This is a genomic window from Micromonospora sp. WMMD737 (genome assembly GCF_049179055.1).
Taxonomy (GTDB): domain Bacteria; phylum Actinomycetota; class Actinomycetes; order Mycobacteriales; family Micromonosporaceae; genus Micromonospora; species Micromonospora reichwaldensis.
Genome location: NZ_JBMHMH010000001.1, coordinates 2008942 through 2031442, shown reverse-complemented (window position 1 = coordinate 2031442; position 22501 = coordinate 2008942). Strand labels below are relative to the sequence as shown.

General features: G+C 72.2%; 19 protein-coding genes. 17 read left to right on the top strand and 2 right to left on the bottom strand.

Annotated elements, in window-relative coordinates; translation table 11 throughout:
• Positions 1–139 precede the first annotated feature (139 nt).
• From ACN27A_RS07895 to ACN27A_RS07815, 17 genes are all read left to right on the top strand, one after another.
• Positions 140–1717, top strand: a complete 1578-nt coding sequence (locus ACN27A_RS07895; RefSeq protein WP_421450853.1) for an ABC transporter substrate-binding protein — start codon at positions 140–142, stop codon at positions 1715–1717.
• A gap of 73 nt (positions 1718–1790) precedes the next feature.
• Positions 1791–3431 (top strand): AMP-binding protein, encoded by a 1641-nt coding sequence (locus ACN27A_RS07890; RefSeq protein WP_421450851.1) that lies wholly within the window; start codon positions 1791–1793, stop codon positions 3429–3431.
• Complete coding sequence (locus tag ACN27A_RS07885) at positions 3428–4576, top strand: CaiB/BaiF CoA transferase family protein (RefSeq protein ID WP_421450848.1); 1149 nt, start codon at positions 3428–3430, stop codon at positions 4574–4576. Before ACN27A_RS07890 ends, ACN27A_RS07885 begins: the two co-directional genes overlap by 4 nt.
• A gap of 91 nt (positions 4577–4667) precedes the next feature.
• Entirely contained in the window at positions 4668–6365 is a 1698-nt protein-coding gene (locus ACN27A_RS07880) for an AMP-binding protein (RefSeq protein ID WP_421450845.1), read from the top strand.
• A gap of 57 nt (positions 6366–6422) precedes the next feature.
• Positions 6423–7607, top strand: coding sequence for an acyl-CoA dehydrogenase family protein (locus ACN27A_RS07875; protein WP_421450842.1), 1185 nt, complete (start codon positions 6423–6425; stop codon positions 7605–7607).
• Positions 7604–8614, top strand: a complete 1011-nt coding sequence (locus ACN27A_RS07870; protein ID WP_421450841.1) for a bifunctional MaoC family dehydratase N-terminal/OB-fold nucleic acid binding domain-containing protein — start codon at positions 7604–7606, stop codon at positions 8612–8614. Before ACN27A_RS07875 ends, ACN27A_RS07870 begins: the two co-directional genes overlap by 4 nt.
• Complete coding sequence (locus ACN27A_RS07865; RefSeq protein WP_421450838.1) at positions 8614–9741, top strand: acyl-CoA dehydrogenase family protein; 1128 nt, start codon at positions 8614–8616, stop codon at positions 9739–9741. The genes ACN27A_RS07870 and ACN27A_RS07865 overlap by 1 nt, the downstream gene beginning before the upstream one ends.
• On the top strand, positions 9738–10163 hold the full coding sequence (locus ACN27A_RS07860; protein WP_207914272.1) for a MaoC/PaaZ C-terminal domain-containing protein: 426 nt from the start codon (positions 9738–9740) through the stop codon (positions 10161–10163). Before ACN27A_RS07865 ends, ACN27A_RS07860 begins: the two co-directional genes overlap by 4 nt.
• A 1-nt stretch (position 10164) precedes the next feature.
• Complete coding sequence (locus tag ACN27A_RS07855) at positions 10165–11346, top strand: lipid-transfer protein (protein ID WP_421450836.1); 1182 nt, start codon at positions 10165–10167, stop codon at positions 11344–11346.
• 69 nt (positions 11347–11415) lie between these two features.
• Entirely contained in the window at positions 11416–12990 is a 1575-nt protein-coding gene (locus ACN27A_RS07850; RefSeq protein WP_421450834.1) for an ABC transporter substrate-binding protein, read from the top strand.
• Between the two features lie 142 nt (positions 12991–13132).
• Positions 13133–14074, top strand: coding sequence for an ABC transporter permease (locus ACN27A_RS07845; RefSeq protein ID WP_311410287.1), 942 nt, complete (start codon positions 13133–13135; stop codon positions 14072–14074).
• Positions 14071–15048: an ABC transporter permease gene (locus tag ACN27A_RS07840; RefSeq protein ID WP_421450831.1), complete on the top strand. Its 978-nt coding sequence runs from the start codon at positions 14071–14073 to the stop codon at positions 15046–15048. Before ACN27A_RS07845 ends, ACN27A_RS07840 begins: the two co-directional genes overlap by 4 nt.
• A 27-nt stretch (positions 15049–15075) precedes the next feature.
• Entirely contained in the window at positions 15076–16143 is a 1068-nt protein-coding gene (locus ACN27A_RS07835; protein ID WP_421450828.1) for an ABC transporter ATP-binding protein, read from the top strand.
• Positions 16143–16976, top strand: coding sequence for an ATP-binding cassette domain-containing protein (locus ACN27A_RS07830; RefSeq protein WP_421450825.1), 834 nt, complete (start codon positions 16143–16145; stop codon positions 16974–16976). Before ACN27A_RS07835 ends, ACN27A_RS07830 begins: the two co-directional genes overlap by 1 nt.
• A 3-nt stretch (positions 16977–16979) precedes the next feature.
• The gene (locus tag ACN27A_RS07825; RefSeq protein ID WP_421450823.1) at positions 16980–18449 is read left to right on the top strand and encodes an MmgE/PrpD family protein; all 1470 of its coding nucleotides are present in this window, start codon (positions 16980–16982) and stop codon (positions 18447–18449) included.
• Positions 18446–18976 carry a nitroreductase/quinone reductase family protein gene (locus ACN27A_RS07820; RefSeq protein ID WP_421450821.1) on the top strand — a complete coding sequence of 177 codons (531 nt, stop codon included), beginning with the start codon at positions 18446–18448 and terminating at the stop codon, positions 18974–18976. The genes ACN27A_RS07825 and ACN27A_RS07820 overlap by 4 nt, the downstream gene beginning before the upstream one ends.
• Positions 18977–19171: 195 nt before the next feature.
• Entirely contained in the window at positions 19172–20080 is a 909-nt protein-coding gene (locus tag ACN27A_RS07815; RefSeq protein ID WP_421450819.1) for a hypothetical protein, read from the top strand.
• Between the two features lie 95 nt (positions 20081–20175).
• Here the strand turns inward: ACN27A_RS07815 and ACN27A_RS07810 are convergent, their stop codons facing one another.
• Together ACN27A_RS07810 and ACN27A_RS07805 are read right to left on the bottom strand one after the other, a co-directional pair.
• Entirely contained in the window at positions 20176–21129 is a 954-nt protein-coding gene (locus tag ACN27A_RS07810; RefSeq protein WP_421450817.1) for a quinone oxidoreductase family protein, read from the bottom strand.
• 10 nt (positions 21130–21139) lie between these two features.
• Positions 21140–22405 carry an FAS1-like dehydratase domain-containing protein gene (locus tag ACN27A_RS07805; protein WP_421450814.1) on the bottom strand — a complete coding sequence of 422 codons (1266 nt, stop codon included), beginning with the start codon at positions 22403–22405 and terminating at the stop codon, positions 21140–21142.
• Positions 22406–22501: the final 96 nt, after the last annotated feature.

Here is a 22501-nt window from a genome sequence, read left to right as displayed (position 1 = left end):
CCCACCGTGACCACCGCGCCCGTACGGCCACTGCCGAACGACCCGCCGGCACCCCGGCCGCGCGCCCCAGGCACCCGGGCATCCGGGCACCGGCCGCGGAGCCGCTCCCGGCTCGGGCCGCAGGTCAGGAAGGAGCACCTTGTCCCGCCTCCCGTACCGCCGACGCCTCGCCGTCGCCACCAGCCTGCTCGCCGCCCTCGCCCTCGGAGCCTGCTCCGGCACTCCGACCAGCGACCCCGGCGTCACCGGCGCCGGCACGGGGGAGATCGACCCCGACGCCGTCCTGCGGGTCACGGCCTCGTCCCCTTTCCAGAACCTCGACCCGGCCCAGCCGGCCCCCGGCGGTTACCCCTACCTCACGCTGATCTACGACCGGCTCACCATGGTCGACGCCAGGGACGGGATCGTCCCCGGCCTGGCGACCTCGTGGACCTACGCCAAGGACGGCTCCTACCTCGAACTCGCCCTGCGCGACGACGTCTCCTTCCATGACGGGACGCCCTTCGACGCGACCGCCGTCAAGGTCAACATCGAGCGCGGCCAGACGCTGCCGACGAGCACCATCAAGCAGGACCTCGCCGCCATCACCGGCGTCACCGTCGTCGACGCGCACACCGTGCGCCTCAACCTCACGCCGGGCACCGGCGCGGTGCTCCCCTCGGCCCTGGCCACCGCCGCCGGCATGATGGTCTCGCCCAAGGCGATCGCCGACGGCGTCGACCTCAAGCGCGCCCCCGGCAACGCCGGCTCGGGCCCGTACGTCGCCACGGAGTTCGTGCCCAACGAGAAGTACGTCGTCAAGCGCGCCGAAGGCACCTACTGGGACCCGAACGCCGGGCGCCTCGCCGGGATGGAGATCACCCGCGTCCCCGAGGGCGCGACCCGCCTCAACGGCGTCATCAGCGGTCAGACCGACCTCAGCTTCGTCTCCTCGGCCAACGAGGTCGTCCAGGCCCGCCAGCTCGGCGAGGCCGGCCAGCTCAAGGTCACCACCCGCCCGTTCCGCAACGTCCTCGGCATCCTGCTGCGCGCCGACATGGGCGACCTCAAGGACAAGCGGGTCCGGGAGGCCATCGCGCGCTCGGTCGACCCGGCCGCCATCCGCGCCCTCTTCGCCGACACCTGCACGCCCACCCGCAGCATCTACCCGGACAGCCCGTGGGCGGACCCGGCGGCGACCTACCCGTACGAGTTCGACCTGGCCAGGGCCAAGGCGCTGATCGCCGAGGCCGGCGGAGCCAAGGTGTCGATCAGCTTCTCCGCCGGCACCAACACCGAGCAGCCCGCCACCGCCATCCAGGCCGCCATGGCCCAGGCCGGCATCGACGCGAAGCTCAACCCGACGCCGAACTCCGAGACCGAGGCCCGCTTCATCGCCGGCGACTTCGAGCTGGAGGTGTCCAACACCTTCAACCCGCGCCTCGACCCGGCGGGCACGGTGGACAACTACCTCACCGGCAACTACAAGCTCGCCACCGACCCTGGGGCCATCGCCCCGATCGCGACCAGGGCCGCCGACCCCCGCTCCAGCGTCGGGGAGCGCGCCACGCAGTACCACCAGCTGTGGCAGCGGCTGTTCACCGAGGCGTGGTTCATCCCGCTCTGCAACCTCACCAGCGCCACCATCGCCTCCCCGAAGGTCGTCGGGGCCGAGCAGCTGCCGTGGACCAACCTCGGCCTGTTCGACCTGCGCACCGTCGCGATGACGAAGGGCTGAGCGCCAGCTCCCCACCCGTCGGCCGGCCGGTCGGACACCGACCGGCCGGCCCGAAGAAAGGCAGCCAGAGCCAGTGACCCGTCCCACCGCCGCCACCCCCCTCCTGCCCGCCCTGTCCCGCCTGCTCGACGAGCAGCCGGACCTCGCCCTCACCCTCGCCGGCACCCCGTTCACCGTGGCCGAGCTCGATGCCGCGTCGCGTCGTCTCGCCGGGTTCCTCGCCGACCGCGTGGCTCCCGGCGACCGGGTCGTCGTCCTCGCCCGCAACGGCCGCCTGGCCCTGCTCGCCTGGTGGGCGACGACGCTCCGCGGCGGTTTCGTCGTCCCGCTCAACACGAGCAACCGCGGCCCCGTACTGGCCCACCAGGTCCTCGACGCCGACCCGGTCGCGATGATCGTCGAGGACGAGTTCGTGCCCGTCCTCGACGACGCCCTCGCCGGCACGGGGCTACGGGCGCCGGTCCTCGTCGGCGCTCCCGAAACCGGCCGGCCCTCCTCGGGCCCGGTGCCCGCCTGGGCCACCGAGGTCGTCGACTTCGACGCCGCCGTCGCCGAGGGCCCGACGGTGACGACCACCCCGGACCTCGACGCGTACGCCACCAGCCACCTCATCTACACGGCCGGCACGACCGGACCGTCCAAGGCGTGCCTGGTCAGCCACGGCTACGTGGCGAACATGGCCCGCCAGATGCGCGAGAACCTCGAGCGGCACCCCGGTGACGTCCTCTGGTCGGCGATGCCGCTGTTCCACATGGCCGCCGTCGGGCACGTCATGGGCTCGCTCCAGCTCGGCTCGGCCATGGACGTCGCGCGGCGCTTCTCGGTCAGCGGATTCTGGGACGAGATCCTGCGCTCCCGCGCGACGATGGCCGCGCTCATGGGCTCGATGCTGCCGATGATCGCCGGTGCCCCCGAGTCCGAGGCCGCCCGCAGGGCCTTCGGCCAGTTGCGCGTCGTGTCCGGCTCGCCGGTCACCGCCGACCTCGCCGCCCGCTGGACCGAGCGGTTCGGCGTCGAGCGGGTCGGCTCGGGCGCGTACGGACTGACCGAGGCCAGCCTGATCACGCTCACCCCGCCCGGCGGTTACCGCGCCGGGGCGGCCGGCAAGGTCAACGACTCCTTCGAGGTGCGCATCGTCGACGAGCACGACAACCCGCTGCCCGTCGGCGCGGTCGGCGAGATCGTCGCCCGGCCCACCCGCCCGGCGATCATGTTCAACGGCTACTGGCGGCAGCCGGAGAAGACCCTGGAGGTCTTCCGGGGCCTGTGGTTCCACTGCGGTGACTACGGCCGTCTCGACGAGGACGGCTACCTCTACTTCGTCGACCGGGGCAAGGACTACCTGCGCCGCGGCGGCGAGAACATCTCCAGCTTCGAGATCGAGGGCATCGTCGCGGCCCACCCGGCCGTCGGCGAGGTCGCCGTCCACGCGGTCCCCTCTCCGCTGGCCGAGGACGACCTCAAGGTGACGGTCGTGCCGGCGCCCGGCGCGCGGATCGACCCCGCGGAGCTCTTCGAGTGGCTGCACCCGCGGCTCCCGCGGTACGCCGTCCCCTCCCACATCGAGGTCCGTGCCGAGCTGCCCAAGAACGCCGTCGGGCGGGTCCTCAAGCGGGTCCTGCGGGAGGAGGGCGTGACCCCGCGGACGTGGAGCACGGACCCCCGCGCCGTGACCCGCACGCCGGTCCCGGCGAGTGTCGGGGAGCAGGCGTGAGTGCCGCCCCCGGCCAGCGGTCGGCGGGGCCGCTGGCCGGCCTGCGCGTCCTCGAACTCGGCGGGCAGGGGCCGGTGCCGTTCGCCACGATGATGCTCGCCGACCTCGGTGCGCAGGTCGTGCGGGTCGACCCGCCCGGCGAGCCCGACCGGCGGGAGCGCGCGCAGGTCAACGCGATCGACCGCGGCCGTACGACCGTCACGCTCGACCTGAAGTCGGAGGCCGACCGGCCGCTCGTGCACCGGCTGCTCGCCGACGCGGACGTGCTGCTCGACCCGTTCCGTCCCGGGGTGCTCGAACGTCTCGGCCTGGACCCGGCCGAGCTCTCCGGGCGGTACCCGCGCCTCGTCGTGGCGCGGATGACCGGCTGGGGCCAGGACGGGCCCCTCGCCTCGGCCGCCGGGCACGACCTCAACTACATCGCCGTCTCCGGGGTGCTCGACACGATCGGCCTGCCCGGGCACGGCCCCGTCGTGCCGCCGATGTACCTGGCCGACTTCGCCGGCGGCGGCATGGTGCTGGCCTTCGGCGTCCTGGCCGCCCTGCACGAACGCGTCTCCTCCGGGCGTGGGCAGGTCGTGGACTCCTCGATGCTCGAGGGTAGCGGGCTGCTCACCGTCGTCATCCGCTCGATGCTCGGGCGGGGCGCCTGGAACCTCACCCCCGGGACGAACTACCTCGACGGCGGGGCGCACTTCTACCGGGTGTACCGCACCGCCGACGACAGGTTCATGTCCGTCGCGGCCATCGAGGCGAAGTTCTACCGGGCGTTCCTGCTCACTCTCGGTCTCGACCCGGAGGACGGGCCGGGGCAGTTCGACGAGTCGGGGTGGGCCGGCTGGGCCGAGCGGATCGAGGCGGTCTTCGCCGGGCGTACCCGGCAGGAGTGGACCGGCGTCTTCGAGGGCGTCGACGCGTGCGTGCACCCGGTGCTGGACGTCGCCGAGTCGGCCGGGCACCCGCAGGTGCGGGCCCGGCGCGCCGTCGTCGAGGTCGAGGGGGTCGCCCAGCCGGCCCCGGTGCCCCGCTTCTCGCGGACGCCCGCCGGGATCCCGCGGGCCCCCCGGCGCCGGGGTGAGGACACCGACCGGGTGCGCTCGGCGCTCGCCGGGGCCAGCCCGTGGGAAGCCCTGTCCAGGCCTTGACCTGCGTCACACCCCACCCTACGATCTCGACCAAGCGCTTGCTTGTTGCCGCTGGTCCGCATTCGACGACGAACGAGACGGAGCGACGTCAATGACGACTCAGACTTCGGTGGCCCGGACCTCGGGGCCCGCCGTCTTCGGCGACATCGTGCGCGGGCGTACGGGTGACGACCACCCGGGCCTCCTCTTCGAGGGCCGCACCATCACGTGGGGCCAGGTCGTGCAGGAGGCCGCCGACCGGGCCGCCGCCCTGGCCGAGGTGCCCCGGCCCGAAGGCAGGCCGCTGCACCTGGGGGTGCTCCTGGAGAACACCCCCGACCACGTGTACTGGATCTGCGCGGCGGCGCTGTCCGGCGCCACCGTCGTCGGGATCAACCCGACCCGACGCGGCGCCGAGCTGGCCCACGACGTGCGGCACACCGACTGCGACCTGCTCATCACCGAGGACCGCCTCGCCGGTCTCGTCGACGGCCTCGACCTGGGCATCCCCGCCGAGCAGGTGCGCAACACCGACTCCCCGGAGTACGCCGCCTGGCTGGCCCGGCACGCCGGCGCGCCGGTGCCCGTCGACGCGGTCGACCCCGGCGCCAACCTGCTGCTCATGTTCTCCTCGGGCTCGACCGGGGCCCCGAAGGCGGTCATCTGCTCGCACGGGCGCCTCGCCGCGGTCTCCGAGGCGCTGCTGGCCCGCACCGAGCTGACCCGCGACTCGGTCAGCTACCTGTCGATGCCGCTGTTCCACGGCAACGCCGTCATGCTCAACCTCGGGCCCGCCATGGTCTGCGGCGCGACGATCTGCATGGTCCGCAAGTTCTCCGCGTCCGGCTTCGTACGCGACGTGCACGAGCACGGCGTCACCTACTTCAACTACGTCGGACGGGCCCTCGCCTACGTCCTGGCCCAGCCGGTCGACCCGCGCGACGCGACGAGCACACTGCGTCGCGCCGTCGGCACCGAGGCCTCGGCCACCGACATCGCCCGCTTCACCCGGCGCTTCGGCGCCGTCGTCTCCGAGGGCTACGGCTCCAGCGAGGGCGTCATGCGGATCAACCGCACCCCCGGTACGCCCGACGAGGCGCTCGGCGTGGCCGTCGCCGGCGCCGAGATCAAGGTCATGAACGAGGCCACCGGGCTGGAGTGCCCGCCGGCCAGGCTCGACGGGACCGGACGGCTCGTCAACGCCGAGGAGGCCATCGGCCAGCTCGTCGGAGTCGGCATGGCCGCCCGGTTCGAGGGCTACTACAAGAACCCCGAGGCCGCCGCCGAGCGCATCCGCGGCGAGGACTTCTGGTCCGGGGACCTGGCCTACCGCGACGCCGACGGCTACTTCTACTTCGCCGGCCGCTCCTCGGACTGGATCCGCGTCGACAGCGAGAACTTCGCCGCCGGACCGGCCGAGCGGATCATCGAGCGCTGGGACCGGGTGGCGGTCGCCCCCGTCTTCGCCGTGCCCGACCCGCGCACCGGCGACCAGGTCATGTGCGCGCTCCAACTGCGTAACGGCGCCAGCTTCGATCCCGAGGCGTTCACCGCCTTCCTCGACGCGCAGGCCGACCTCGGCACCAAGTGGCGGCCACGCTTCGTGCGGATCGTCACCGAGATCCCCACCACGGGCAACAGCAAGGTCGCCAAGCAGGTCCTGCGCCGCGCCGCCTGGGTCACGACCGACCCCGTCTACGTCCGCGACGGCGCGTCCACCGCGTACCGCCCGCTCACGGCGGCCGACGTCCAGGACCTCGAGAAACAGTTCGCCGACAACGGGCGCACCGCGCTCCTGCCGGCCACCTGACCCGCCGGCCCGCCCGGCCCGCCGACGGGCGCCCCACGCCCCGAGAAGAGGACACCCATGTACCTGGAGTACACCCCGGAGCATCGAGAGCTGAGCCGGGAGCTGCGCGCCTACTTCGCGCGCCTGCTCACGCCCGAGGTCCGCGAGGCGCTGGGCGGCACCAACGAGGACCGTCCGGCCTACCGCGAGATCATCCGTCAGATCGGCAGGGACGGCCTGCTCGGGCTCGGGTGGCCCAAGGAGTACGGCGGCCAGGGCCGCCCGGCGCTCGACCAGTACATCCTCTTCGACGAGATCAACCGCGCCCAGGCGCCGTTCCCCTTCGTCACCATCAACAACATCGGCCCGATGCTCATGCGCTACGGCACCGAGGAGCAGAAGCGCACCTACCTGCCGGGCATGCTCACCGGCGACGTCATCTTCGCCATCGGCTACAGCGAGCCGGGCTCCGGCACCGACCTCGCCTCGCTGAAGGCCAGGGCCGAGGCCACGCCCGAGGGGGGCTGGGTCGTCAACGGCCAGAAGGTCTTCACCAGCGGCGTCAGCCAGGCCGACTTCGTCTGGATGGCCGTGCGCACCGACCCCGCCGCCCCGAAGCACAAGGGCATCACCATCCTCATCGTGCCGACCTCGGACCCCGGCTTCAGCTGCACGCCGATCGCCACCAGCGGAATCACCCACACCAACGCCTCCTACTACGAGGACGTACGCGTCGGTCCCGAGGCCCTCGTCGGCGAGGTCAACGGCGGCTGGCGCCTCGTCACCGGCCAGCTCGGTCACGAGCGGGTGGGCCTGGCCGCCATGGGCGGGCGTACCGAGCAGCTGTGGACCGACGTCGCCGCGTGGGCCGCCGAGCCCGACGCCGACGGGATCCGCGTACTCGACAAGCCGTGGGTGCGCACGGAGTTGGCCCGCGACTACGCCGAGCTGACCGCGATGCGCCTGCTGAACTGGAAGATCGCCGTCGTCGGGGAGGGCCAGAACCCGGCCCCCGCCGCCGCGTCCGTCGCCAAGGTGTACGGCACGGAGACCCACGACCGGGTCTGCCGCAACCTCGTCTCCGTCGTCGGGCCGCGCGCGACCCGGCGGCCCGGTGCCCCGGACGCCGTCCTCGGTGGACAGCTCGAGGCCTACACCCGCGGCTCCTACATCAACACCTTCGGCGGCGGCACCAACGAGGTGCTGCGCGACATGATCGCGGTCGCCGGCCTCGGCATGCCGAGGAAGGGACGGTCCGCATGAGCACCACGACGCGGACCCCGGCCGCCGCCACCGACGAGGACGCCTTCCTCGCCCGCCTGCGCGAGTTCGTCGGCCTCGAGGCCACGCCCACCCGCCACGCCCAGGACGCCGTCAACCAGGCGATGATCCGCCACTTCGTCGAGGCGATGGGCGACGAGAACCCCGTCTACGTCGACGAGCGGGCCGCCCGGGCCACCGGCCGCGAGGGTGTCGTCGCCCCGCCGCCGATGCTGTCCACCTGGCTCATGGTCGGCTACCGGGCCCACACGGCCGGCGCCACGGCGGACACCCCCATGGCCCGCCTGCTCGCGATCCTCGCCGAGGCCGGCTTCGTCGGGGTCGTCGCGACCAACGACGAGCACGAGTACGTGCGCGAACTGCGCCTGGGCGACGAGATCAAGATGACGACGGTCATCGAGGACGTCTCCCCGCGCAAGACCACCGGTCTGGGCACCGGCCACTTCATCACGACGCTGCGCACCTACACCGACCAGGACGACGAGGTCGTGGCCCGCCAGCGATTCCGCATCCTGCGCTTCGACCCGTCCCGCGCCAGGCCCCCGGCACCGGCCGCCGCCGACCCGGCGCTGCGGCACAAGCCGTTCGTCCTGCGCGACAACGCCTTCTGGTTCGAGGCCGCCGCACAGCGTCGCCTCGTCATCCAGGCCTGCACCGACTGCGGCACGCTGCGCCACCCGCCCGGCCCGATCTGCCCCTCCTGCCACTCGTACGCGTGGCACGAGGTAGAGGCGAGCGGACGGGGCACGGTGCACAGCTACGTCGTCAGCCACCACCCGAAGGCGCCCGGGTACGACTACCCGCTCACCGTCGTGCTCGTCGACCTCGAGGAGGGCACGCGCCTCGTCGCCGACTTCGTCGGGAACGCCGACGAGGTCGAGATCGGCATGCCCGTGCAGGTCGACTGGCTCGCCTACGACGAGAACCTCACCCTGCCGCGTTTCCGGGCCGCGACCTCCGCATCGGAGCCCGCCGGAGAGGAGAACTGATGGACTTCCAGCTCGCCGAGGACCAGGTCACGGTCAACGACCTGGCGCGCGACGTCTTCTCCCGCAACGGCGACCCGCAGCGCCTCTTCGACGTCGAGGCCGGGCCGGACCGCTTCGACCGCGTCCTGTACCGCGACCTGGCCGCCTCCGGCGTCCTCGGGCTGCTCGTGCCCGAGGAACACGGCGGCGCCGGGCTGGGCCTCTGGGAGGTCGCCGGGGTCTTCGTCGAGCAGGGCCGCACGCTGGGCACCGTCCCGCTGTGGGAGACCCTCGTCGGCGGCGTCCTGCCGCTGGTGCGCTACGGCGACGCCAAGCAGCAGGCCGAGTGGCTGCCCCGCGTCGCCGCCGGGGACGCCGTCCTCACCGTGGCCGTCGACGACCTGGCCGACGCCCGGCCGTACGGCGCCCGCGTCCGCGCCCGCTCCGGCGCCGGGCCCGACGGTGCCGGGGTCACCCTGAGCGGCACCGCCGTCGGCGTCCGCTCGGCGCACCTCGCCGACGCGATGGTCGTCCCGGCCACCGACGAGGAGGGCACGGTCGGGCTCTACCTCGTGCCGACCGCCGGCGCGGGGGTGCGCCGCGACACCTTCGAGCGCACCGACCGGGGGCTCGCCTCCGACGTGCACCTCGACGGCGCGACCGCCGAGCCGCTCGCCGAGGGCCCGGGGGAGGACCGGCTCGACTGGCTGCTGCGCCAGGTCTGGATCGCCGTGGCCGCCCTGCAGAGCGGCGTCAGCCAGGCCGCCGTGCGCCAGGCCGCCGACTACACCTCGGGGCGCGAGCAGTTCGGTGTGCCGATCGCGACCTTCCAGGCCGTCGCCCACCAGATCGCCGACTGCCACATCGACACCGAGGCGATGGAGGTCACCTACCTCAACGCGCTCTGGCGCGAGACGACCGACCGGCCGTCCCGCGCGGCCGTGCACGTCGCGAAGTACTGGGCCGCCGAGGCGGGCGACCGCGTCGCGCGCACCGTGCAGCACGTGCACGGCGGCATCGGCGCCGACGTCACCTATCCGATCCACCGCTACATGCTCTGGACCACCCAGCTGGCCAACACCGCCGGCTCGGGGGCCTGGCACCTGCAGCAGCTCGCGGACCTTGTCGACGCGGGGGAGCAGCTGTGAGCGGCACGCAGATCACCATCGCGCAGGTGAGCGTCGGCGACACGCTGCCGGAGCTCGAGATCCCGCTGACCCGGACCCTCATCGTCGCCGGCGCCCTCGCGACCCGCGACTACGAGGACGTGCACCACGACCCGGCCCAGGCCGAGCGGCGCGGCACCCCCGACACCTACATGAGCATCAACAACACCAACGGGCTCGTCGGCCGCTACGTCACCGACTGGGCCGGCCCCGCCGCGCGCATGGTGCGCCTGAGCACCCGCCTCGGGGTGCCGAACTTCCCGGGTGACGTGATGCGGCTGACCGGCGAGGTTGTCGGCGTCGAGGAGGACACCGTGCGCGTCGCGGTGCGTGGCACGAACAGCAAGGGCGCGCACGCCGTCTCCGAGGTGACCGTGCGCCTGCCCCGCGGAACGGAGCAGTGACGTGACGTCCAACTTCCTGTCGGGGCGTACCGCGATCGTCGGCATCGGCGCGACGGAGTTCTCCAAGGACTCCGGCCGCAGCGAGCTGCAACTGGCCGTCGAGGCGGTCTCGGCCGCCCTGGCCGACGCGGGCCTGAGCCCCGCCGACGTCGACGGCATGACGACCTTCACCATGGAGACCAACCCGGAGAACATGGTCGCCCGCAGCCTGGGCATCCCCGAGCTGACGTTCTTCTCCCGGATCCCCTACGGCGGTGGCGGCGCCTGTGCCCCCGTCCAGCAGGCCGCCATGGCCGTCGCGAGCGGCGTCGCCGACGTCGTGGTGGCCTACCGCGCCTTCAACGAGCGCTCCGGCGTCCGCTTCGGGCAGGGGCCGCCGCCGGCGAAGACCCAGGCCACCTCGGACAACGAGTACCGCTCCTGGGTCAACCCGTACGGCCTGCTCACCCCGGCCCAGCACACCGCGATGTTCGCCCGTCGCTACATGCACGAGTACGGCGCGACCAGCGAGGACTACGGCCGGGTCGCCGTGCTCGCCCGCAAGCACGCCGCGAACAACCCCAGAGCGTGGTTCCACGGCAAGCCGCTCACCCTCGAGGAGCACCAGGCCTCCCGCTGGATCGCCGAGCCGCTGCACCTGTTCGACTGCTGCCAGGAGACCGACGGCGGCCAGGCGATGGTCGTCGTCAGCGCCGAGCGCGCCAGGGACCTGCCCGCCATTCCGGCCTACATCGTCGGGGCGGCCCAGGGCCTCGGACCGGACCAGTACCAGATGGTCAGCTACTACCGCGAGGACCTGACCCGGATCCCCGAGGTCGAGCTCTGCGCCCGGCAGCTGTGGGCCCAGTCGGGCCTCGGACCCGCCGACATGGACGCGGCGATCCTCTACGACCACTTCACCCCGTACGTGCTCCACCAGCTCGAGGAGTACGGCTTCTGCGGTCGCGGTGAGGCCAGGCACTTCATCGCCGACGGCAACCTCGAGGTCACCGGGTCGCTGCCGACCAACACCCACGGTGGCCAGATCGGTGAGGCCTACCTGCACGGCACGAACGGCGTCGCGGAGGGCGTCCGCCTCGTCCGGGGGACCTCGACCAACCAGCCCGACGGCGTACGCAACGTCCTGGTGACGGCGGGCGTCGGGGTTCCGACAAGCGCACTGATCCTCTCCGCGGAAACCTGAGCCGCCGGACGGGGCAGCACCACCACCGATCAGCCGGAACGACTCGGCTCGTTTTTTGGAAGGATGAGAATGGGCGTCAGGAACAAGACCAAGAAACGTGTGTTCGCGCTGATCGCCGTCGGGGCTCTCGCCGTGGCCGGCTGCAGCTCACCGGACAACTCCGGCAGCACCAGCGCTTCCGGGGGCGAGATCGACACCTCGGCCGTGCTCAAGTTCGCGTCGGCGGGTCCGCTGCGCGACCTCGACCCGGCTCTCCAGACGAGCTACGGCGCCTGGGGCTACCTGTTCCTCGTCTGGGACCGGCTGACCATGCTCGACAAGGACGACAAGATCGTCCCCGGCCTGGCCAAGGAGTGGAAGTTCGTCGATGGTGGCGGCGTCCTCGAGCTCAAGCTGCGCGACGACGTGAAGTTCCACGACGGCACGCCGTTCGACGCCGAGGCCGTCAAGGTCAACATCGAGCGCGGCAAGACCCTCGCCGGCTCGACCCTCAAGGGCGACCTCGCCGACATCGAGTCGGTCGAGGTCGTCGACGCGACGACCGCGCGCCTCAAGCTGGTCAAGGGCAAGGGCGTCCAGCTGCCCGCGTCCTTCACCGGCACGGCCGGCATGATGGTCAGCCCGAAGGCCATCAAGGACGGCGTCGACATCAAGACCAACCCCGGCACCGCCGGTTCCGGCCCGTACGTCGCCACCCAGCTCGTACCCCAGGAGAAGCTCGTCCTCAAGCGGGCCGACAGCTACTGGGACCCGAACGTCGGCCGCCTCGGCGGCATCGAGCTGCAGCGCGTGCCCGACGCCGCGGCCCGCCTCAACGGCCTGCAGAGCGGCCAGGTCGACCTGGCCCCGCTCAGCTCGGCCGCCGAGATCGCCACGGTCGAGAAGATCGTCACCCCGGGCAGCGGCCTGCAGCAGCACCAGGTGAAGTTCAAGAACCTCGTCGGGGTCTACATGCGCGCCAACAAGGGCGCCGTCGCCAAGCCCGAGGTCCGCCAGGCGATCGCCCACGCGGTCGACCCGGCGGCGATCAGCGCGCTGTTCAGCGGCTACTGCACGCCGACGCGCCAGCTCGTGCCCGAGACGGACCCGAGCCGCATCCCGAACTACACCTACCCGTACGAGTTCAGCGTCGACAAGGCCAAGGCCCTGGTGCAGCAGGCCGGCGGCGCCAAGGTGTCCGTCACCTTCGCCGCGGGCACGAACGCCGAGCAGCCGGCCAACGTCGTGCAGGCGTCGCTGCGGGCCGTCGGCATCGACGCGTCGCTCAACCCCGTGCCCAACACCGAGAACGAGCCGCGCTTCATCGCCGGCGACTTCGAGTTGATGGTCGCCACGTCGTGGAGCCCGAAGGCCGACCCGGCGGCGACGGCGAACACCTACCTGCTGAACACCTACAAGCTCGCCGCGGACCCCTCGCTCGTCGCGGCCAAGGCGGCCGAGGCCGCCAACCCCGCGCTGCCGATGAGCCAGCGCGCCCCGCTGTACCACGACATCTGGAAGACGACGCTCGAGCAGGGCTGGTACGTGCCGCTGTGCAACCAGACCAACGCGAGCGTCGCGAAGGCGAACGTCGTCGGCCTCGACAACATCCCGATGTCGAACATCGGCATCTGGGACCTGCGCAACATCGCCGTCACGAAGTGACCGCTCGCTCCTGACCACCCGGTGGTGCCGCCGCCGGACCACCCGCTGCGGCGGGGGCCGGCGGCGACACGACACCACCCGCGCCGGCACCAGGCCGGGTGGGGCCCCGTCCCAGGCACCACGCTCAGAGTCGAGGTAGGACATGCTCCGCTACGCCGGCAGGCGACTACTCGCGGCAATACCCCTGCTGTTCGTCGTCCCGCTGCTCGTCTTCGCCCTGATCGAGCTCGCCCCGGGGGACCCGGCCGTCATCCTCGCCGGCGACGAACCGACCCCGGAGCGCGTCGAGGCGATCCGCGAGGAACTCAACCTCAACGATCCGGTCCTCCTGCGCTACCTGATGTGGATCGGCGACGTCGTCCGCGGCGACCTCGGCACGTCCTTCCTCTCGGACCAGACCGTGACCGAGCTGCTGACCCGGCGGATGGCCACGACGCTGTCGCTGGTGCTCGTCGCGATGATCTTCGCCATCGTGCTCGGGGCGACCCTGGCGCTCGTGGCCACGCTGCGCTCCGGCGGCATCGTCGACCGGATCGTCAACGGGTTCGCCTCGATCTCGATCGCCATCCCGGGCTTCTGGTTCGGCCTCGTGCTCGCCTCGGTCTTCGCGGTGGGGCTGCAGATGTTCCCGGCGTTCGGCTACCAACCGCTCTCCGACGGTTTCTGGCCGTGGCTCTCGCACCTCATCCTGCCGGGCATCGCCCTCGGTCTGCTCCCCGCCGCCGAGGTGACCCTGCAACTGCGCTCGGCGCTCGGGCAGGTCATGAAGACCGACTACGTCCTCAACGCCGAGGCCAGGGGGCTGTCGCGCGCCAGCGTCGTGTTCAAGCACTCCCTGAAGAACGCGTGCATCCCCGTCATCACCGTCCTCGGCTTCCGCGTCGCGGAGGTCCTCGCCGGGTCGGTGACCATCGAGATGATCTACAACATGCCGGGCCTCGGGCGCACCGCCGTCGAGGCCGTGCAGGGGCGCGACGTCCCGGTGCTGCTCGGCTTCGTGCTGTTCAGCACGACGATCGTCGTGCTCGTCAACCTCATCGTCGACATCTCCTACGGCTACTTCAACCCGAAGGTGCGGTCATGAGCGCGAATCGGCCCCCCGCGTCCCCCGTGCCGGGAAGCGAATCACCCGACGTCGGCGTGCCCGGCGACGGCCTCACCGAGACCGTCCTCGCCGAGGTGCCCACGGCGGCCGTCGGCGCGGGTGACCCGGAGCCGGTCGCCGCCCCCGGCATCCTCAGGAGCATCGTGCGTCGCCCCGCGACGATCGTGGCCGGCGTCTTCCTGCTCGTGCTGACCCTCATCGCGATCCTCGCCCCGGCCCTGGCGCCGTACGACCCCGACGTGCAGAACCTGCTCCAGCGGCTCAAGCCGCCGAGCGCCGAGCACTGGCTGGGGACCGACGACTACGGCCGGGACGTGCTGAGCCGGCTCATCTTCGGGGCGCGGGTCTCGCTGTGGGCGGCGCTGCAGGCCGCGGCCGTCGCGCTCGTGCTCGGCCTGCCCCTCGGCATGGTCGCGGGCTACCGCGGCGGCTGGGTCGACGCGATCCTCACCCGCCTCATGGACGCGCTCATGAGCGCCCCGTCGCTCGTGCTGGCCATCACCATCGTCGCGGTCCTCGGCGCCGGCATCACCAACGCGATGCTCGCCATCGGCCTGGTCATGGCCCCGCGCTTCTTCCGGGTGGCCCGCGCCGGCACGATGGACGTGCGGCACGAGACCTACATCGAGGCGTCGATCGCCCTGGGTTGCAGCACCCTGCGCACCACCGTGCGGCACGTGCTGCCCAACGTGCTGCCGCCGATCATCCTCGTCATCTCGGTGTCGCTGGGCACCGCCGTCGCGGCCGAGGCGAGCCTGAGCTTCCTCGGGCTCGGCGTGCAGGCCCCCGCCGCCAGCTGGGGCTCGATGCTCTCGACGGCCTCCTCGAACATGCGCCTCGCGCCGTACCTCGTGTGGCCGCCCGGCGTGATGATCTTCCTCGCCGTCCTCGCCTTCACCTACGTCGGTGACGGCGTCCGTCGCGCCCTCGTGCGCACCCGGTCGGGCAATTGACCGGCCCGGCAACCACCAGGAGCTGACATGGCACGTGACACGGCACCCGGCGGGACCGCCGGCACCAGGACCGGCGCCACCGACCCGGCGGCGGACCTGCTGCGGGTGGAGAACCTGAGCGTCGAGTTCCCCGCACCCTCGGGCGGGTGGCAGACGACCGTCCAGGACGTCTCGTTCTCGCTCAGGCCGGGGGAGTCGATGGCTCTCGTCGGCGAATCCGGGTCGGGCAAGACGGTGACCTCGATCGCGGTGATGGGCCTTACCGCGGCGACCGGCGGGCGGATCGCCTCGGGCCGGGTCGTCTTCGACGGCGTGGACCTCACCGCGGGCACCCCGAAGCAGTGGCGGGACCTGCGGGGCCCGGGCATGGGCATGATCTTCCAGCAGCCGATCCGCAGCCTGAACCCGGCCTACACCGTCGGGGACCAGATCGCGGAGTCGGTGCGCAAGCACCTGGGCATGAACCGCAGGCAGGCCCGGGCCCGCGCCGTCGAGATGCTCGACATGGTGCAGATCCCGCGGGCGGCGCAGCGGGTCGACGAGTACCCGCACGCGTTCTCCGGCGGCATGTGCCAGCGCGTCATGATCGCGATGGTCATGGCGTGCAACCCGCGTCTGCTGATCGCCGACGAGCCGACGACGGCGCTCGACGTGACGGTGCAGGAGCGGATCCTCGAACTGCTGCGCGACCTGCAGGAGCAGACCGGGGTGGCGCTGCTGTTCGTCAGCCACGACCTCGCCGTGGTGGCCGAGCTGTGCCGGGAGGTCGTGGTCATGTACGCCGGCGAGGTGGCCGAGAACGCGCCCTCGGAGCACCTCTTCTTCCACCCGCGGCACCCCTACACCTCCGGCCTGCTCGGGTCGATCCCGAAGCCGGGCCTGAGCACCGACCGGCGGCTGCGCGCGATCCCCGGCGGCATCCCGTCCCCGGGCGCCTGGCCGCACGGGTGCCGGTTCAGCAGCCGGTGCGAGTACGCCCAGCCGGGCCGGTGCGACGTGGCCCACCCGGGCCTGGTCCGTGTCGACGGCGCCGCCGGGCACCACGCGCGGTGCGTGCGCGTCGCGGAGCTCTCTCTGGACGGAGTGACGGTCTGATGAGCCTGCTCGAGGTCGAGGGCCTCACGAAGTCGTTCAGCTCCGGTCGGGACTGGCTCGGCCGGCGTACGAAGTGGTCGCACGCGGTCAAGGGGGTGAGCTTCACCCTGGAGCGCGGCGAGTGTCTCGCGGTCGTCGGTGAGTCCGGCGCGGGCAAGTCGACGGTCGGGCGGATGGTGCTGCGCCTGATCGAGCCGGACTCCGGGTCGGTGACCTTCGACGGGACGAACGTGCTGGCCACGAAGCCGAAGCAACTGCGCGAGGTGCGTCAGCGGATGCAGATGATCTTCCAGGACCCGTACAGCTCGCTCGACCCGCGAATGACGATCAAGGACGCGGTCGCCGAGCCGTTCCTCGTGCACACCGACAAGGACCGCGGCACGCGTGAGCGGGAGGCCGTCGAGCTGCTCGACAAGGTCGGCATCGGCTCGCGTCACCTGGGGCGATACCCGGCGGAGCTGTCCGGCGGGCAGCTGCAGCGGGTCGCGATCGCCCGGGCGTTGACGATGAAGCCGAGCCTCATCGTGTGCGACGAGCCGGTCGCGGCGCTGGACGTGTCGGTGCGGGCGCAGGTGCTCAACCTGCTCCGGGACCTGCAGGAGGAGCTGGGCCTGGCGTACCTCTTCGTCTGCCACGACCTGGCGCTCGTCGAGGTCATCGCCGACCGGGTCATGGTGATGGCCTCCGGCGAGGTCGTGGAGACGGACACGACGGAGCAGATCTTCGCCAACCCGCGGCAGGAGTACACGAAGAAGCTGCTCGCGGCGATCCCCGTGCCGCTGCCGCGCGACAGGCAGGGCAACCGGCTCGTCGCGCCGGGAAAGGTGGGCTGAGCGGTGACCGACGCGACGGAACCGACCCGGACGCAGCTGCTCGCGCGGTTCGCGACCACGCGCCACGAGGACATCCCCGAGCCGGTACGCGAATACGGCAAGCTCGTCCTGCTCGACTCGCTCGTCTGCGGGCTGGCGGCGGTGCGGCTGCGGCGCAGCCGCATGGTCCAGCGGGTCGCCGCCCGGTTCGGCGGCCCGGCCGAGGCGACGGTGTTCGGGCTGGGGCAGCGGGTCGCGGCCATCAACGCCGCGCACGCCAACGCGGACATGATGAACGCGTTGGACGCGGACGACACCTTCTTCAACTCGGCGCACTTCGCGGTGTTCGGGGTCGCGGCCGGACTGGCCGAGGCCGAGCGGCTGCACGCCGACGGGGCGAGCCTGTTGCGCGCGAGCATCGTCGCCTTCGAGATCAACGCGCGGCTGAACCTGTCGACCTCGCTCATGGCCTTCTCCGACGGTCAGTTCCGATGGTCGCCGCTGTCGTCGCACGGGTACGCCTCGATGGGCACGGCCGCGGCGTGCGCCGTCGTCGGCGGCTGGGAGCCGGAGCGCCTGACCCACGCGCTCGGCCTGGTCGCCTGGCTGGCCCCGCCGGCGAAGAACTCCTACCTGGCCGAGCGGCGCTCGTTCAACGCGTTCAAGTACGGCCCGTACGGGGCGATCGCGCACGCCGGGATGCTCGGTGCGGCGCTCGCCGAGGAGGGCTACACCGGCGACCTGGACGTGCTGGACCGCACCCCGGGCTTCATCGAGGCGATGGGCTTCGTCGGCGGCGAGCGGCACGAGATGGTCGCCGGCCTGGGGTCGACGTGGTGGATCAGCGAAACGTCGCTCAAGCCGTACCCGACGTGCCGGTTCACCCACGCCGCGCTCGACGCGATCCGCGCGTTCCCGGGCACCCACGGGGTGCCGGTGTCGCAGATCGAGTCCATGGAGATCCGGCTGAGCCCGGCGGCCTACCGGACGTTGCAGTTCCGGGAGCCGGCCCCGCAGATCCCGGACACGCTCGTCGCGCCGATGGACGGCGCCTTCAACATGCCGTACGCCGCGGCGCTGGCGTTGCTCGGGCACGCCCCCGGTCCGCAGTGGTACGACCCGCAGCGGCTGACGGACCCCGAGGTGTGGGACCTGGCGCGCCGGATCACGACGGCGCCCGACCCGGTGCTCGACGCCGAGTGGGAGGCCGACCTCAGGGAGCACCCGGGTGGCCAGATCCGCCGGACCCGGGGCGCGCTGACGATCCGGGCCGGCGGCCGGGAGTACGTCGTCGAGTCGGACTTCGCCCAGGGCGACCCGTGGAGCGAGGCGACCCGGGCGGACTGGGACTTCGTGGTCGGCAAGCTGGCCACGTTCTGCGACGGGATCCTCGACGCGGGCACGCAGGAGCAGCTCGTCGAGGCGGTCCGGGGCATCGAGGACGTCGCCGACGTCGCCGGGACGCTGTCGCCGTTGCTGGCCCGCGCGCGATGAGCCGGGGGGAACGGATCGGCGCGGAGACGAGGTCGTTCGCCTCGTACGGCCGGTCGTGGCTGATCGTCATCCGTGGGCCGCGCGGGATGGCGTTCGACAGGTTCCTGGTGCGGCGGACCGGGTTCTCGCTCGTGTCGTTGCAGTACGCGCTGGCGGGCCGGTTTCCCTACCACCCCACGCTGCTGCTGACGACGGTGGGCCGCCGGTCCGGGCAGTTGCGCGACGCGGCGCTGCCGTACGTGCCGCACGGGCCGGACCTGGTGGTCGTCGGCTCCAAGGGCGGCGGTCCCAAGGACCCGGCCTGGGTGGTGAACGCGCGGCACCACGACCTCTGCTGGATCGTCCTGCGGCGCAGGACGATCGCGGTGCGGGCGCGGGTGACCGACGGGGAGCGCGACCCGGAGCTGTTCGCGCACGTCGTGGCGCAGAAGCCAAACGTGGGGCGCTACGCCGAACGGGCCGCGGGCTTCGGGCGGCAGATCCCGCTCGTCGTCCTGTCCGCCGTGTCGGGGGAGCCGCTTACCTAGATGAGCAGTGCGAATGTGACGGTGGTGTCGGTTTCGTGCGGTGTGAGCGGCCGACGAAGCGACGCCATCAGGATGCACTGAAAGGTCTGCGACACCTGTCCAGCCGCTTTTTGACATCACCCACGATGAAACGAATATATGATTCGCATCCTTCATCATGGTTCAACTGGTTGAATCTGCTGACGGGAGTGTGTGATGCCGGCAAACCCTCGACGACACGACGACGAAGTCTCTGGACCGGAACTCGGCCGCATATCCAAGGAGAAGGGGGTTTCCTTCGGCTCTTTTCGGCCCAACCCCGGGAGTATTGCCCTCGAACATGGGGTGACCTTGTCGGAATTTGCCCGGCTACAGGAGATCGGCCGCCTGAAGCCAGCGCCGGCGGGTTCGGGTTCGGCGGTTCCCGGCTCGGTGCGGATTCAGGGAGATCCGTTGGCGCATCTCGACTACGCGGGTCAGTGGGAGATCCGACAGAACAACCGCTACGACGCCTGGGTGACGCTGATTCCGGGCGTCGGAAACGGCTACCGCGTGCTCGAAGCGTCGTACCGGGATCTCGAGGGTCGGGTGCAGGCCAAGCATCGGGCCGGTTCCGGGGGTGTCATGCCGGACGGCGGCATCCAATTCGACATCGACTGGGGTAATGGATCCACCGGCCGTTACGAGGGCCACTTCGATGAGGCGATGGGCTTCGCCGGATCCACTTGGGACATGGAGCGAAGTGACTCGACCGCGCCGAAGGTTCCGTGGACGGCGCGGCGCACCAGTTACGATCTCTCGCCGGCTCCGTCTGGTTCCTCGCCCGGCGACCAGGTGGTTCTGCCGGTTCTCGGAATAAGTGTGGTGCCAGACTCGACGCCCGGCGGATACCGCATCACGTTCGGCGGTTCCGGCTTCGTCGGGGGCGAACATTTCACGCTGTTGTCAGCCACCATCGGTGCGGGTAAGGACCCTGACTTCGGCTACGTCTCCGATGGCAGGGCGGACGGACTCGGCCGGATCTCACCCGGAACCTTCCTCGTGACCAAGCCGGTTGGGTACAGCATGAGGTTCCGGGTCGTCGGCGATGTCTCCGGCGCTGCCCGGGATGTCGGCTTCGACTAGCTTGATCTTGCTTGTCTCGGGCCACCCGGCCCCGTGTCACGCGATCGATGAAGCTGCGACAGATCAAGCTAGCGGCTCCTCCGCGGCGGCCCCGCTCAACCGGTCGTGAGGACGATCCGCCCGACGAAGTCGGAGGCCTCCAGCCGGTCGTGCGCGGCAGCGGCCCGCGCGAGCGGGTACGTGGCGGCGACCGCGGGGGCGGCGGCGACGGCCGAGAGGGTGAGGGCCTCGCGCAGCTGGCGGGCCACCGCCTCGGGCCCGGGCCGGCCGATGCCGCGCAGCGTCCAGCCCTTGACCATGAGTCGGCCCAGGTGCAGGTGGGCGTGGCTGTCGGCGGTGACGCCGCAGGTGACCAGCCGCCCGCCGGGGGCGAGGACCTTGAGCACATCGGACCACAGGGTGCCGCCGACCGACTCGACGACGACGTCGGCCTCGCCGCCGGGCAGGGCGGCACGCAGGGACTCGACGACGTCGGGGCGGTAGTGGTCCACGACGTCGAGGGCGCCGAGGGCGCGTACGGCGTCGGCCTTCGCCGGGGCGCTGGTGCCGAGGACGCGCGCGCCCAGGTGGTGGGCGTACTGGACGGCGAAGGTGCCGACGGCGCCCGCGGCGGCGACGACGAGGACCCGGTCGCCGGGGCGCACCCCGGCGAGGTTGACGACCGCGTCGTAGGCGGTGCGTCCGGCGGTGGGCACCGCCGCGGCGTGGACGGCGTCGAGCGCGGCAGGGCGTGGGAAGCAGTGCGTGGCCGCGACGACGGCGAGCTCGGCGTGGGTGCCGGTGGTCAGCCCGACGACCGCGTCACCGGGAGTGAGGCCGGTGACGCCGGGACCGGTCCGCACGACGGTGCCGGCGACGTCCCGGCCGAGGATCGTCGGCCCGGCGACCGCCATCCCGTGGGTGCCGCGACGGATGTACGTGTCGACCCGGTCCAGGCTCGCCGCCTGGACCCGCACGAGCACCTGACCGGGGCCGGGCGTCGGGGCGTCGAGCTGACCGAGCCGCAGGCTGTCGGGGGAGCCGGAGTCGACGACGTAGCTGGCGAGCACGGGGTTCCTCTCAGGGCAGGGCGAGGGTGGCGGAGGCGATGACGTGGTCGCCGAGGCTGTTGGTGCCGCGTACGTCGACGGTGACGTGCGTTCCCCCGAGGGCTCCGGGCGCCGGCTCCAGGCCGGTGACGACACCGTCGAGGGTGAAGGTGTCGCCGGGGTGGTTCTGCGCGGCGAGGCGGGTACGGAAGTCGACGACGCGGGCCTCCGGCCCGGCCCAGTCGGTGAGGTAGCAGTTGACCAGCGCGCTCGAGCCGAGGATGTTCATGTAGACGTCGCGGGCGCCCCGCTCGAGGGCCGCGTCGCGGTCGAGGTGCACGTCGTTGAAGTCGAAGGTCGCGGTCGCCAGCGCCGCGATGGACAGCTGGGTGACAGGGATCGGCCAGGGGGCGAGGCGTTGCCCGGGGCTCACCTCGGCCCCGGTGCGGGTGCTCGTGCGGCGTACGGGCCGGGGGGCGGTGAGGACCGGCAGGAGCTGGCCGTCGCGGGTGCGTCGGTGGGCCACGACGACCGGCATGCCGTCGTGCACGAGGTCGGGGCGCAGGTCCACGACGTCTGCGCTGAGGCGGGTCCCGTCGGCGAGCTCGGCGGTGCCGACGAGGTAGGGGCGCTCGTCGAGGGGGGCGGCGGCGTAGCCGGGTTGCAGGTGCGCGGTCAGGGTGCCGGTGGTGCCGGCGGGCGGCAGGTCGGCCGGGGCGGCGCCGACCGGGCGCACCGGCCGGGCGAGGCGGTCGCCGGGCGTCGCCGGGACCTCGGCCCGGGTCGCCGGGTTCCAGCGGAGCATCCGCAGGACGACGCGTCCGACCGGCTCGCCGTCGAGGGTGCGGTAGTCGCTGACGAGGTCGACGAAGTGGCCCCGGCCGAGGCGGGTGGACTTCTCCGGGGAGACCGCGCCGATGGAGGGGAACTGCTCGAGGTGGTCGCCGGGGCGCAGCGGGCGTACGTAGGTGTGCTCCGTCTGCACGGCGGCCACCGAGGTGAAGCCGCGCTCGGCGAGGACCTCGTTGACCCGGTCGAGGCTCTCGGCGTGGCGGTGGCTGCGCCGGTTGCCCGGCAGGGTCCACATGTTCAGCGAGGTCGCCGGGGCCACGATGCCGCCCCAGGCGGAGCGGGCGGCCCACCCCGGGTCCTGGTAGGCGGGGTTCTCGTCGCCGACGGCGTCGCACCAGATGCGGATGGCCGCCTCGGTGACCGCGTCCTTGGCCCGGCGTGGCGGGTCGGTGAGACCGATCAGGGCGTCGAGTCGGGCGCGGAAGTCCGCGTCGCTGGCGGTCATGGGGCTCCTCTGCGGACACTGATGTCAACCAAGCGCTTGCTTGACGGTAGTGCCGGCGCCGCCCTAGGGTCAAGCGTCAGCGCCCCACCCCGCGGA

Coding starts and splice junctions, on each gene's coding strand:
- ACN27A_RS07880 (WP_421450845.1), top strand. CDS start 4,668: ATGACGACTCAGACTTCGGTGGCCCGGACCTCGGGGCCCGCCGTCTTC.
- ACN27A_RS07875 (WP_421450842.1), top strand. CDS start 6,423: ATGTACCTGGAGTACACCCCGGAGCATCGAGAGCTGAGCCGGGAGCTG.
- ACN27A_RS07870 (WP_421450841.1), top strand. CDS start 7,604: ATGAGCACCACGACGCGGACCCCGGCCGCCGCCACCGACGAGGACGCC.
- ACN27A_RS07865 (WP_421450838.1), top strand. CDS start 8,614: ATGGACTTCCAGCTCGCCGAGGACCAGGTCACGGTCAACGACCTGGCG.
- ACN27A_RS07850 (WP_421450834.1), top strand. CDS start 11,416: ATGGGCGTCAGGAACAAGACCAAGAAACGTGTGTTCGCGCTGATCGCC.
- ACN27A_RS07845 (WP_311410287.1), top strand. CDS start 13,133: ATGCTCCGCTACGCCGGCAGGCGACTACTCGCGGCAATACCCCTGCTG.
- ACN27A_RS07840 (WP_421450831.1), top strand. CDS start 14,071: ATGAGCGCGAATCGGCCCCCCGCGTCCCCCGTGCCGGGAAGCGAATCA.
- ACN27A_RS07835 (WP_421450828.1), top strand. CDS start 15,076: ATGGCACGTGACACGGCACCCGGCGGGACCGCCGGCACCAGGACCGGC.
- ACN27A_RS07830 (WP_421450825.1), top strand. CDS start 16,143: ATGAGCCTGCTCGAGGTCGAGGGCCTCACGAAGTCGTTCAGCTCCGGT.
- ACN27A_RS07820 (WP_421450821.1), top strand. CDS start 18,446: ATGAGCCGGGGGGAACGGATCGGCGCGGAGACGAGGTCGTTCGCCTCG.
- ACN27A_RS07815 (WP_421450819.1), top strand. CDS start 19,172: ATGCCGGCAAACCCTCGACGACACGACGACGAAGTCTCTGGACCGGAA.
- ACN27A_RS07805 (WP_421450814.1), bottom strand. CDS start 22,405: ATGACCGCCAGCGACGCGGACTTCCGCGCCCGACTCGACGCCCTGATC.